General features: G+C 65.0%; 7 protein-coding genes. 2 read left to right on the top strand and 5 right to left on the bottom strand.

The features are described 5' to 3' along the window. Nucleotide 1 precedes the first annotated feature (1 nt). Entirely contained in the window at nt 2-5,776 is a 5,775-nt protein-coding gene (locus AN401_RS06800) for a DUF4347 domain-containing protein (RefSeq protein ID WP_198401824.1), read from the top strand. A gap of 64 nt (nt 5,777-5,840) precedes the next feature. Beyond that, on the top strand, nt 5,841-7,319 hold the full coding sequence (locus tag AN401_RS06795) for a TolC family protein (RefSeq protein ID WP_094037856.1): 1,479 nt from the start codon (nt 5,841-5,843) through the stop codon (nt 7,317-7,319). A 340-nt stretch (nt 7,320-7,659) separates the two neighbouring features. Here the strand turns inward: AN401_RS06795 and iolG are convergent, their stop codons facing one another. The 5 genes from iolG to AN401_RS06770 all read right to left on the bottom strand — a co-directional run bounded on the left by iolG (nt 7,660) and on the right by AN401_RS06770 (nt 12,964). Beyond that, nucleotides 7,660-8,646: an inositol 2-dehydrogenase gene (gene iolG, locus AN401_RS06790; RefSeq protein WP_096778872.1), complete on the bottom strand. Its 987-nt coding sequence runs from the start codon at nt 8,644-8,646 to the stop codon at nt 7,660-7,662. Between the two features lie 42 nt (nt 8,647-8,688). Continuing rightward, nucleotides 8,689-9,510, bottom strand: coding sequence for a 5-deoxy-glucuronate isomerase (gene iolB / locus AN401_RS06785; RefSeq protein ID WP_096780318.1), 822 nt, complete (start codon nt 9,508-9,510; stop codon nt 8,689-8,691). A gap of 195 nt (nt 9,511-9,705) precedes the next feature. Beyond that, complete coding sequence (locus tag AN401_RS06780; RefSeq protein ID WP_096778871.1) at nt 9,706-10,551, bottom strand: helix-turn-helix transcriptional regulator; 846 nt, start codon at nt 10,549-10,551, stop codon at nt 9,706-9,708. 67 nt (nt 10,552-10,618) lie between these two features. Continuing rightward, nucleotides 10,619-11,791 carry a Gfo/Idh/MocA family protein gene (locus tag AN401_RS06775; protein WP_096778870.1) on the bottom strand — a complete coding sequence of 391 codons (1,173 nt, stop codon included), beginning with the start codon at nt 11,789-11,791 and terminating at the stop codon, nt 10,619-10,621. Nucleotides 11,792-12,040: 249 nt separating this feature from the next. Beyond that, nucleotides 12,041-12,964: a TIM barrel protein gene (locus AN401_RS06770; RefSeq protein WP_096778869.1), complete on the bottom strand. Its 924-nt coding sequence runs from the start codon at nt 12,962-12,964 to the stop codon at nt 12,041-12,043. Nucleotides 12,965-12,968: the final 4 nt, after the last annotated feature.

Genomic DNA, 12,968 nt, shown 5'->3' with positions numbered 1-12,968 from the left:
GATGTGGTGGATCAAGGGCGGAACTTCCCGCACGGAAACGACCGGCAAGACCCGCGGCGAGGCTGCGGCACAGGGGCAAGCTTCGCTGATGCGCGCGCTGGAGCCGCGGATGCTGTTCGACGGCGCGGTGGCCGCTACGGTGGCCGATACGGTCGACACTGTGCCCCAGGACAAGGCGCCAGCCGGCGATAGCCAGGAAGCCTCTCTGTCGGACACCCGCCCGGCTCCCCAGGCCGTCGGCGACGGCCCGCGCAAGGAAGTGGTCTTTGTCGACACCCGCTTGCCGGACTACCAGGAGCTGCTGCGCTCGGTCGACCCCGCCGCCGAAGTGATACTGCTCGACAGCCGGCACGACGGCGTGCAGCAGATCGCCGATACGCTGGCCGGACGCTCCGGCATCGATGCCATCCATATCCTCTCCCATGGCGACCAGGGCGTGCTGTTGCTGGGCAACGCGCCGCTGCACGGCGGCAACCTCGACGCCTACGCCGGCCAACTGGCGGCCATCGGTTCGGCGCTGACCGCCGAGGGTGATATCCTACTCTACGGCTGCGATGTCGGCGCCGGCGACAAGGGTCTGGCGTTCCTTAACGGCCTGGCCGGCCTGACCGGCGCCGATGTGGCAGCGTCCACCGACAGCACCGGCGGCACCCTGGGCGGCGGCAACTGGGAGCTGGAAATCAGTACCGGCCAGATCGCCACCAGCCATGCGCTGAACACCTACGACCTGCAGGGCTACGATTACCAGCTCGCCACCTTCTCGGTCAGCACCATCGGCGAGCTGCGCACGGCGCTCTCCACCTCGGCGAGCAACGGCCAAGCGGACACCATCACCTTCCTCGGCAATATCAGCGCGACCGGCACCGACGACATGCTTGTCGGCTCCGACGGGCAGCGTACCTTTGTCGATATCAACATTACCGACGGCCAGACCCTGGAGATCGTCGGCGGCGGCTTCTCCCTCGATGCGAACTACTACGGTCGCGTGCTCGAGATTCGTTCCGGCGACGTCAGCATCTCCAACCTCACCGTGCGCGACGGTCTCGTCAGTGGTAACGGCGGCGCCTACAACAGCGTGAACGGCGGCGATGCCCTGGGGGCCGGCATTCGGGCGAGCGGCGGCACGCTGACCTTATCCGGCGTGGCCATTACCGGCAACCGGGCGGCCGGCGGCGGCGGTAACGGCGGCGGCATCGGTTATGGTTATGGCGGCGGCGGTGGTGGTGGTTTCAGCGGTATTGGCGGCGGTAACGGTGGTGCTAATGGTCTTTATCTAGGAGGCGTTGGCGGCGGCGGTGTTGGCGGTATCGGCGGCTACAACCCCATTGAGTATGGTTATCGTTATCAGGCGGGTAAAGGTGGCAGCACCGTCGGCGGTGCGGGTGGCTCACAGGACGTTGGCTACTCTGCGGGCGGCAACGGCGGAATGGCCGGTACCGGTGGCACCAGCATCGGTGGCGGCGGTGGCGGCGCCGGCGCTTCTGAAGCTCCCTTGGTAGGCCGGGGCGGCAATGCCGTGGGTGCCCTGCATATCGCGGCCGGCGCCACTGTGAACATGGCCGCCACGACCGTGACCGACAACCTGGCGGCCGGTGGCGGCGGGGCGGGATCGAGCAAATCCGTTAACGCCGCAGATGGCGGCTTCGGCGTGGGCGGCATCTATGTACTCGGCACCCTCAACTACCAGAGTTCCACGGTCGATTTGACCGGTACCGATAATCAGAACTTCGGCGCCGGTGGAGCCGGCGGCTCCAACGCCGTGAACGGTAATAGTGCAGGTTCGGCAGGCGCCAGCGGGGAAAATCTGTCGGGTACCGGCACCATCAATTCGACCTACAACCCGAACAGTGCGCCCACTGCCACCAACCTGACCCAGACAGTCGCTTATACCGAAGACCCGGGCGGCAGCGTGGCACTTGGCGACATTGTGGTCACGGATCCCGATGGGAGCGACAGCATCACCGCCACCTTGTCTTTGAGCAATCCGGCGGCGGGTGCATTGACCACCGGCACCTTTGGCTCTGCGACCTCCACCTACAATGGTGGTACTGGTGTATGGACTGTCACCGGTTCGGTAAGTGATGTGAATGCTGCGCTGGCTGCAGTCGCGTTCAACCCGACGGCGAACTGGGATCAGGACGTCACCATCACCACCTGTGTTCGCGACGCAGCCAATACCGGCCCTGCCGATGGCACCATCACCCTGGATGTCACGCCGGTGAACGATGCTCCGACCGCGACCAACCTCACCCAGAGCAAGGCCGCCACCGAAGGCGGCGGCGCGGTGGCGCTGGACGATATCGTGGTGACCGACCCGGATACCGGAGACACCATCACCGCCGCGCTGACCCTCTCCGATCCGGCGGCCGGTACGCTCTCCACCGGCACCTTCGGCTCGGCCACCTCCACCTACAACGCCGGCACCGGCGTGTGGGCGGTCACCGGCTCGGTGGCGGATGTGAACGCCGCGCTGGCCGCCGTCGCCCTGACCCCCTCGGCCGACAACGACAAGAACTTCACCATCACTACCCACATTCGCGACGCCGCCGGCACCGGCCCGGCCGATGGCGCCATCAGCGTCACCGTCACCCCGGTGAACGACGCGCCCGTGGTCACCACGTCCGGCGGCAGCAACGCCTTCACGGAAAACGGCAGCGCCACGGTGATCGACGCCGGCCTGACGCTGAGCGATGTGGACAACATCACCTTCGCCAGTGCCACTGTCGCCATCACCGGCAACTTTGCCACTGGCCAGGACCTGCTCGCGTTCACCAACGACGGCAGCACCATGGGTAACATCAGCGCCAGCTACAACGCCGCCACCGGCGTGCTGACCCTGACCTCGGCCGGCGCCAGCGCCACCCTGGCCGAGTGGCAGGCCGCGCTGCGCAGCGTCACCTACAGCAACAGCTCGGATGCGCCCAGCACCGCCAATCGCACCATCAGTTTCACCGTCAACGATGGCGATGCCGACAGCAATGCGGCGACCAAGCAGGTCAGCGTCACCGCCGTCAACGACGCGCCGGTCGTGACGGCACCCGGCTCGATCGGCGTGACCGAAGACGTCGCGACCGCGCTGACCGGCATCAGCTTCAGCGACGTGGATGCAGGCTCCAGTTCGGTCACGGTGACGTTCTCGGTGGGTAGCGGCAGCCTGGCCGCTATCAGCGGAGGGGGCGTTATGGTGGGGGGAACCAGCAGCGCGCTGACCCTGACCGGCAGTATCGCCAACATCAATACCTTTATCGCCGGCAGCAATGTCAGCTTCACCACCGCCGCCAACGCCACGGCGGACGTGACCCTGACCGTTGGCATCGATGACGGCGGCAATACCGGCAGCGGCGGCGCGCAGACCGCCAGCGAGACCATCACGCTGCAGGTCACCGCGGTCAACGATGCGCCGGTAATCTCCGCGCCGGTATCCATCAACGTCGATGAGGATGTCAGCACCGCCCTGACCGGAATCAGCTTCATCGACGTGGACGCCGGCAGCGGCTCGGTGACGGCCACCTTCAGCGTCGGCAGCGGCAGCCTGTCCGCCACCAGCGGCAGCGGGGTGACGGTGGCCGGTTCGGGCACCGGCAGCCTGACCCTCACCGGCAGTCTCGCCGACCTCAATGCCTTTATCGCCGCCAGCCAGGTCAACTTCCTGACTGCGCTGAACGCCACCGGCAACGTGGTGCTCTCGGTGGAGATCGACGACGGCGGCAATACCGGCAGCGGCGGTGCCCAGAGCGACAGCACCACGGTCACCCTGGTGGTCACGGCGGTCAACGATGCGCCGGTGAACAGCGTGCCGGGCGCGCAGTCGGTCGTTCAGGACAGCGTGCTGGTGTTTTCCAGCGGCAATGGCAACCCGATCTCCGTCAGCGATGTGGACGCGGGCAGCGGCAGCGTGCGCGTCACCCTTACCGCCAGCAATGGCCTGCTTACCCTGGGCGGCACCACGGGCCTGTCCTTTATCAATGGTAGCGGCACCGCCGACGCGACCATGACCTTCGAGGGCACGCTGGCCGATATCAACCTGGCGCTGAACGGCCTGGCCTTCTCCCCGACCGGAGGCTACAACGGCCCGGCGTCCTTGCAGATCGTCAGCAACGATCTGGGCAATAGCGGTTCTGGCGGCAGCCTGAGCGACGACGACACCATCGCCATCACCGTCAACAGCCTGAATCCCAAGGTCACCGGCGTGCAGGTGACCAACCCGGACGGTGGCTACAAGGTCGGTGACGTCATCACCGTGACGGTCGCCTTCGACCAGGTGGTGACCGTCAACACCGCCGGCGGCACGCCCACGCTGCTGCTGGAGACCGGCAGCGTCGACCGTGAGGCCAGCTATGTCTCCGGCTCCGGCAGCAACACCCTGAGCTTCAGCTACACGGTACAAGCCGGCGATCTCAGCGCCGATCTCGACTATCACTCCACCGGCGCGCTGACACTGAACGGCGCCACCATCCGCAACGCCACCAGCGACGATGCGCTGACCACGCTGCCGGCCCTCGGCGGCGCCGACTCCATCGCCGGCCAGCACGATATCCTTATCGACGGCGTGGCACCCACGGTGGGATCGGTCAGCGTCCCGGCCAACGGCACCTATGTCGCCGGAGAGAATCTGGACTTCACCGTCAACTTCGACGATGCAGTGCTGGTCGATACCACCGGCGGCACCCCGCGTATCGCCATTACCCTCGATACCGGCGGCACCCTCTATGCCAATTATCTGAGCGGCTCGGGCACCATGGCGCTGGTGTTCCGAGCCCAGGTGGGCAACGGCCAGCTCGACCTCGATGGCATCAGCCTTGGCAGTACCATCGACAGCAACGGCGGCCATCTCCGGGATGCCATTGGCAACGATGCCAATACCACGCTGAATGCCGTGGGCGATACGACCATGGTGCACATAGACTCCGTATTACCCACCGCCACTATCATCCGAGAGGGCCCTGCTATCATCGGTGGCGACTCTGTCAGCTATCTCGTTGAATTCAGCGAAACCGTCAATGGGGTCGAGCTTGGCCATTTCACATTGAGTACCACCGGCAACCTGACCGCCACTATCACCAAGATTAATGCCCTAGGCGGCAGCCAGTATCGCGTTATCATCGGTAACATTACCGGTGAAGGCACCCTGAGCCTGCAACTCACCGCCGACAACCAGTTGGTGGATAATGCCGGCAACCCCCTGAACAAAGGTGCGACTGGCGATAGCTACACCAGGCTGACGACCGGTGGTGACCCAGAATTTCGCGTTGAACAAGGTACCCAGCAGCCAACTCCAGAGCCGACACGGCTGATAACCGGACTACTCGACTTATTCGCTCCTCAACCGCTGGCCGCCAACAGCTCGCTCTTAAGTGAACCAACCAGCAGCGGCATCACGCCCCTGGGCAATATTTTCCTTTCCGCCAACAGCTCGGCCCCCAGCTATCTCAGCCAGGTGTTCAGTGGTTCAACCCTGGTGAGCAGCGACGTTCCCGGCAACAGCTCGACCATCGGCAGCCTGTTCAGCGGCGGCTTCGGCAGCCTTTCCGGCACAGGCTATGGCCTGGGTGGTGGACTGGGCGGAGGTTTGAGTGGCGGGCCGGGCGGTGGCTTTGGTGACGTATTCGGCTCCGGTCTGGGCGACAACCTGGACGGTGGCCTGGCCCAGCGCGGCCTGGACAGTGCTGTGCCCAGCCTGACTGCACAGCTGCAACAATGGAACGAACAGGAACAACGGCAACAACAACAACTGGCCCGGGCACTCGCCCAGTTGGCGGAGCAGCAACATGCCTGAACCATCGCAATATTTTAGGGAAAACCAATCAATTATGCGCAAAGACAAGGGAGCCGTCACATCCATGGCCTACAAAAAACAGCTCAGCATCAGCATCCTCGCCCTGCTCATCAGCGGCTGCGCCGTTACCAGCCAGCCCATCGATCGCCAGGCCAGCCTGCAGCGGGCCGAGCAGGATATGGTGCTCATGTTCAAGGACCAGGAGCCGCTGCCAGGCCCGCTCACCCTGCATCAGGCCATGGCGCGGGCGGTCAAATACAACCTGGAAGCCCGCCTGAAACTGATGGAAGAAGCCATGGCCGAACGCCAGCTCGACCTGGCCAACTTCGACCTGCTGCCGCGCATTACCGCCCAGGCCGGCTATGTGGGCCGCAGCAATGTCAGTGCGTCCAGCAGTGAAAGTATCGAAACCGGTACCCAGTCGCTCGAGCCCTCCACCTCGCAGGAGCAACACCGCCAGGTAGCCGACCTGAACATGGTCTGGAACGTACTCGACTTTGGGGTGGGCTACCTCAGTGCCAAACAACAAGCCGATCAGCGACTGATCATGCAGGAGCGCCGGCGCAAGGTGTTGCATACCATTACCCAGGACGTACGCTCCGCCTACTGGCAGGCGGTGGCCGCCGAGCGCCTGCTGCAACAGATAGACCAGTTGCTGGCCCGGGTGGCTCAGGCCCGCCAGGACAGCAGCCGGCTTCAGCAGCAGAAGCTGGGCGATATGGTGCAAAACCTGAGCTACCAGCGTTCCCTGATTGAAGCCACCCGCCGGTTGGAGGAACAGCGTCGGGCCTTGTCGCTGGCCAAGACCAGGCTGGCGGCCCTCATCAACCTGCCGCTCGACAGCAACTTTACCCTGGCCGATACCGGCCACTATGAGGTGCCCGAGGTTGCGGTGCCGTTGCACCAACTGGAACAGGATGCCCTGGCCAGCCGCCCCGAGCTGCGCGAGCAGGACTACCAGAGCCGGATCAGCGCCACCGAAACCCGCAAGGCCATGTTGCGGCTGCTGCCGGGGCTGGAGTTCTCCGCCGGCGGTCACTATGACAGCAACGACTTCCTCTCCAACAACAGTTGGGCCGATTATGGCGTCAAGATCACCTGGAACCTGTTCAATGTGCTCTCGGGCCCGGCCGCCATCAAAGCGGCCAAGGCCGGTGAACAGGTGGCCACCGCCAAGCGCCAGGCCATGTCGATGGCCGTGCTGGCCCAGCTTTATGTGGCCAATGCCAACTTCAACGAGGCCCGGCGTCAGTTCGCCACCAGCCAGGAGCTGGCCGGACTGGACGAGCAAATTGTGATACAGCTGCGCAACCGTCACCAGGCCCAGGCCATCGGTGAGCTGGAACTGATCCAGGGTGAGCTGAACAACCTGCAGGCCAAGCTACGCCGCGATCTGGCCTACGCCGACCTGCGCAACGCCTATGCCCAGCTCTTTGTCAGCGCCGGCGCCGACCTGCTGCCCGAGACCCTGCCCGATGCCAGCATCGATACCCTTGCCCAGGCCCTCGCCACCGGCGAGCAGCAGTGGCAACAGGGGATATAAAAAAGCGCCTGCTCAAGGAGCAGGCGCAAAACTCAGACCCAAGAGATCTGAAACCCATCGAGAAACAAAAACAGACTTGATAAGGTCCCACCTCAGCGGCGCAACCCGCGCCAAGACCATGGCAGGCCCACTTCAGTGGGCCACCCCAAGCCCGGAACCATGGTTTGGTCGGCTGAAGTCGCCCCTGCATGGGACCAGCCCAGGTCCCGGCGCCGTATTTTGGTCGACTGAAGTCGACCCCTACAGATGGGTAACCCAACCCCGCCGCCGTTTTTTGGTCGACTGACATTGAGCCTACGGACAGGGCCGGCACACCGGTGGCATGGCGCGGCCCCTGGCCTTACAGGCGGACCGTCTTGCCGGTGGTCCAGGACTCCACCGCCGCGTCGGCCAGGCGCAGTGCCTGCTCGCCTTCCTTACCGCCGCTCAGGCATTGGGCCCGGCCCAGGGCCACGTCCACGAAGTGGGCCCACTCGGCCTTGTAGGCGGCATGATAGCGCTCCAGGAAGAAGTATTGGGGGTTGGCCACCGCGGTGCCCTGCTCGTTGGCCAGCAGCACGGTGTTTTCCAGCTGGTTTTCGGCCTTGAGCATGCCCTCAGCGCCCAGCAGCTCGATGCGCTGGTCGTAGCCGAAGCCGGAGCGGCGGGTGTTGACGATGGTGCCCAGGGCGCCGGAGGCGAACTCCAGGGTGACCACGGCGGTGTCGATATCGCCGGCCTCACCGATGGCCGGGTCCACCACGCAGCTGCCGCGGGCGGTCACCGCCACCACCGGCTCGTCCACCAGGTAGCAGGCCATGTCGAAGTCGTGGATGGTCATGTCGCGGAACAGGCCGCCGGAGCGCTGGATGTAGGACACCGGGGGCGGCGACGGATCCCGGGACACGATCAGCACCGACTCGGCCTTGCCGATCTGGCCTTGCTGGTAGCGGTTGCGCACGGCGGCAAAGTTGGGATCGAAACGGCGGTTGAAGCCCACCAGCAGCGGCACCCGGCACTCCTCCACCACCTTGAGGCAGGCCTGCACCCGCGCAAGGCTCAAATCCACCGGCTTTTCGCAGAAGATGGCCTTGCCGCTGCGGGCCGCCAGCTCGATAAAATCGGCGTGGGTGTCGGTGGCCGAGCCGATTACCACGGCGTCGATGCCCGGGTCCGCCATCACCTCTTCCAGGGTCTTCACCGGCGCGCCGGTTTTCTCGGACAGGCTCAGGGCCGCTTCCGGGAACGCATCCACGATGGCCACCAGCCGGCTCTCGGGGTGCGCCACGATATTCGCCGAATGCACCTGGCCGATGCGGCCGGCGCCAATCAATGCCACCTTAATCATTTACCCTCTCCTTGTGCTTGTGTTGGCTTGCTTGTTCTTGGGTTACTTGCTTTTGGGATAGTTATCGGAATTCACCCAGGCGTGATCGGCCTCCCAGGTAAAGCGCCACTTGCGGGTGGGCCCGGCCATCACGTTCAGGTAGTAGTTGTCGTAGCCGGCGATGGTGGCCACCGGGTGGTAGCCTTTCGGCACCTGCACCACGTCCTGGTTGTAGGGCGCCATGCACTCGTCCAGCTCGAAATCGTCGGTATAGACCCGCTGCAGGGCAAAGCCCTGGGGCGGATCGAAGCGGTGGTAATAGGTCTCTTCCAGGTAGGTTTCGCCCGGCTCGGCATCCCGGTCGTGCTTGTGGGACGGGTAGGAGCTGGTGCAGCCCTCGTCGGTGAACACCTCCACCACCAGCAGGCTGTCCGCCTCGGCGGTGTCGGGCAGGATGTTGTGCACATAGCGCCGGTTGTGGCCCTTGCCGCGGTGCTCGGCATCGATGCTGTCGGGGCCGATCAGCCGCGCCGGGTGGTTGCCGAAACCCGGCGCCTTGCATACCGCCAGCTCCAGCCTGGTTTGGGCAGTCACGGTGAAATGATCGTCGTTGGGCACATAGACGGCGTAGGGCTTCTTGCGCTCGAAGGGGCTCATCCGCTCGCCGATGGCATCGAGGCTGAGCTCGCGGGTGCGTACGCTGGCCTTGCCCGCCACCAGCACCAGGCAGACTTCCCGGTCCAGGGTGTCCTGGCTCAGGCTCTGGCCGGCGTCCAGTTCATACACCTCGAAGCCCACATAACCCCAGCCGGCCGATTCCGGCGTGATACACTGGATGGCGCCCTGGCTGTCCGGTTGCCGGCGCTTGGATAATAACTTGGACATCCGCTCCCCCTGGTTGGTGGATGACTGATTCTGCTGGAAGTGATAATAAAACATTTATTTCGTTTGGTGAAATTGTGAATTTAAAAATCCAAGCGCTCTTTGGCGGAACTGTGACTGGCGACACAATTCGTTAACTTCGTCGGCCGGAACGGGCCGGTTTGGAGCAGGCTGGCACGGAGCCGGCGCGCGGCAGAGCTATTCCAGGTATTGCCGGCGGTACCGGCCGGGGGGGATGCCCACCACCTTCCGGAAGGCGGTGTTGAAGTAGTTGGGGTTGTCGTAGCCCACCATCAGGGCGATGTCGGTGACGCTGAGCCCGGTGTTTATAAGCAAAGTCTGGGCCTCGCCAATGCGCCGGCGGATCAGGTACTGGATGGGCGAGCAGCCCACGCTCTGCCTGAAGCGGTGGGCGAGGTAATAAGGGCTGATGTTGAGCGCCTCGGACAGCCGGCCCAGATCCAGCTCGTCCTGGTAGTGCCGGTCGATATAGCGCTTGACGCTTTCGCCCAGCTCATAGCGGGCCGCCTCCTCCTCCGCGTCCTGCTCATCGATCAGGCTGGACACCATCAGCAGCAGCGCCTGCAGCAGGTGATCGCAGCAGGCCAGGCTGAGCCTGTGCTCGGAACGGATCTGGGCATGCAAGAGCCCGAACAGGCTGTCGAATTCCCCATGGCACTCGCCGGTGGGGATCCGCACCCGGCCGCGGCTCAGGGTGTTTTTGGGCAGGCCCCGGAGCTTAAGGTTGGTGAAGGCGCAGCAATAGACGCTCATGCCCTCACTGGGGTTGGCAGACTCGTCGTGCAGCACACCGCCGTTGTAGATCAGCAGATCGCCCCGCCCGGTACTGTAGGCGCGGCCGTCGATGATATGGGTACCGCTGCCCTCGCGGATAAAGACGATCTCCACCCGGTCGTCGTGCCGGTGCATGGCCCGGGGCAACCGGGTGTCGCCGGCGTCGGCCAGGCAGAGGTACATCAGCTCGGCCGACTGCTCCAGCTCCAGCCGGCCCCGGCGTTTGCCGCTGACAAAATGCTGTATCACGCCGTCTCTCCTGGTGGGCACACCCGCTTATCTTGTCCCCGGGAAGCGCGCGGCGCAAGCCCGCCCCTCAGCGGTAATCCACCCACACCGCGCCCAGATCCGCCGAGCGCACGCAGTTTTCCACCCAGCGCACCCCTTCCACCCCGGCCTCGATGCCGGGGATGTGCAAGGCCTTCACCCGGTCGTGCTCGCCCGCGTCGCAGGCTTCCATCGCCAGGGCGAAACGGTAGTAGAGGTTGGACCAGGATTCGAACAAGCCCTCGGGATGGCCGCCGCCGATGCGATCGTCCTCCCGCGCCTCGGGGTAGAGGTAGCCCATGCCCCGCTCCAGGATGCGCGCCGGCTCGCCCTGGATTTCAAAACGCAGCTGGTTGGGCTGCTCGTCCCACCACTCCAGGCTGGCCCGGGAGCCGATCACCCGGATCTTCTGGCCGTGCATGGAGCCGGCGTTGACCGCGCTGGCCCAGAGGTGCCCCATCACCCCGCCGCTGTACTGCATCAGCACATAGGCGTTGTCCTCGAGCGGTGCCCGGCTCCGCACGAAGCTCTGGCGGGCGCACAGCAGCTTTTCAATCTTCAGCTGTGGCAGCATCACTTCGGACAGATAGAGCGGATGGGTGGCCAGATCCCCCAGCACATAACTGGGCCCGGCGTAACGGGGATCCACCCGCCACCGGGTGCTGGGGTTCCCCTGCTCCACCGCCTCGCTGTGGAAGCCGTGGGCGAACTGCATGTGCACCATGCGGATCTCGCCCAGCTCGCCGTTGGCGATCATGGCCCTGGCCTGGGTGATCATCTGGTGGCCGGCATAGCCGTAGGTTACGCACAGCATGCGCTGCCGGCGCTCGGCCAGGGCGCGCAGCTCCTCGGCCTCGGCCAGGGTAAAGCACAGGGGTTTTTCGCACACCACGTGCAGGCCGGCTTCCAGCGCCGCCTTGCTGATGGCGAAGTGGGTGCCGTTGGGGGTGGCGATGGACACCGCCTGGATGCCGTCTTCCCGTTTGGCCTCTGCGGCGAACAGGGTCTGGTAGTCGGCATAGCAGCGCTCGGGCGCCACCTGCAGGCCGGCGCCGAATTCCCGGCCCCGTTCGGGGTCGAGGTCGAAGGCGCCGGCCACCAGTTGGAAGCTGTGGTCGCGCAGCGCCGCCGAGCGGTGGATATAGCCAATCTGGCTGCCCTTGCCGCCACCCACCATGGCCCAGCGGATGGGTGCCTTGACCTTGCGTTCTCCATAAATCATTGCGGTTTCTCCTTGTTCCAGTCGTCTGTAGGTATCCCGAGTCCGGCCAAAGCGCCAGTGTCGCCTGCTGGCGCTACCCTCGGCGCCGAAGCTTGGAAGAGGCAGCAGGGATGGCCTCCACCGACCGTCACATGCCATGGATGGCATGTGCGAGCCTACATGGACGTACTTGCGGCGTGTCGGTGGAGGTAGCCCTGTTGTCTCTTCGCTGGCCACAACGGGCAGCTTTGCAAAGTTCGTGTACTGGCCCTAAAACCCCTTGCTTTGCAGAAAGGCCAGGCTGGCGGCCACATCCTGCAGGCTGCCGGCGGCGTTGCGCGGATCCCGCTCCTGCTCCACCGTGATATAGCCCTGGTAGTCCAGCTCCTTGAGCAGGGCGTGGATGGCGTCGTAGTCCAGCACGCCCCGGCCAATGGGGCACATCACGCCCCGGGCGCAGGCGGCGAAAAAGTCCACCGGCTCCGCCATCACCTCGGCGTACACCTCGGGGTCTATGTCCTTGAAATGCAGGTAGTCGATGCGCCCGGCGTAGCGCCGCAGCCAGCTCACCGGATCCATCTTCGAGTAGTAGAGATGGCCGGTGTCCAGGCACAGACCGGCCACCTCGGCGGGGATATCGGCAACCAGTTGCTCGATTTCGTCCTCGAATTCGATATAGCCGCCCGCGTGGGGATGGATCACCGCCCGCACCCCGTACCGGTCCCGGGCCAGGGTGGCAATGGCCTCGATGTGCGCCATGGCCTGCCGCCAGCACTCGGGCGAGAGCCGGGGCGCACGCTCCGGGTGGCCGGCCACCAGGCTGCGCTCGGCGTGCACATGGTCGATCAGCACCAGGTAGGGGGCGGCGAAGCGCTGGCCCGGCGCCTTGGGCAACCGGGGCAAGCGGGTGAGCAGGTCGCAGATGTCACGGGTCTGGCGGAGCAGGTTATCGAGGTTGGCCGGGTCCACCAGATCGTCGAAGATGGTGCCCGCCACCACGCTCAGGCCGTTGGCCTCGAGCGCCGTGCCGACCAGATCGATATCCAGCGGCAGGTAGCCGTAGGGACCGAGCTCTATGCCCCGGTAGCCGGCCTGGGCCGCCTCGCCCAGTACCCTTTGCCAGGGCGGCAGGTGGGGATTGTTGACGTCGTCCACGCCCCAGCAGCAGGGGGCACTGGTGATGTGCATGGTCATGATG

It is taken from the genome of Zobellella denitrificans, assembly GCF_002407485.1.
Lineage (GTDB): Bacteria > Pseudomonadota > Gammaproteobacteria > Enterobacterales > Aeromonadaceae > Oceanimonas > Oceanimonas denitrificans.
This window is presented reverse-complemented; position numbering and strand designations above follow the sequence as displayed.

Excerpts from the sequence above, each read along its gene's own strand:
- iolG (WP_096778872.1), bottom strand. The coding sequence starts at position 8,646 with ATGATTAAGGTGGCATTGATTGGCGCCGGCCGCATCGGCCAGGTGCAT.
- iolB (WP_096780318.1), bottom strand. The coding sequence starts at position 9,510 with ATGTCCAAGTTATTATCCAAGCGCCGGCAACCGGACAGCCAGGGCGCC.
- AN401_RS06775 (WP_096778870.1), bottom strand. The coding sequence starts at position 11,791 with ATGATTTATGGAGAACGCAAGGTCAAGGCACCCATCCGCTGGGCCATG.
- AN401_RS06770 (WP_096778869.1), bottom strand. The coding sequence starts at position 12,964 with ATGACCATGCACATCACCAGTGCCCCCTGCTGCTGGGGCGTGGACGAC.
- AN401_RS06795 (WP_094037856.1), top strand. The coding sequence starts at position 5,841 with ATGGCCTACAAAAAACAGCTCAGCATCAGCATCCTCGCCCTGCTCATC.
- AN401_RS06800 (WP_198401824.1), top strand. The coding sequence starts at position 2 with ATGTGGTGGATCAAGGGCGGAACTTCCCGCACGGAAACGACCGGCAAG.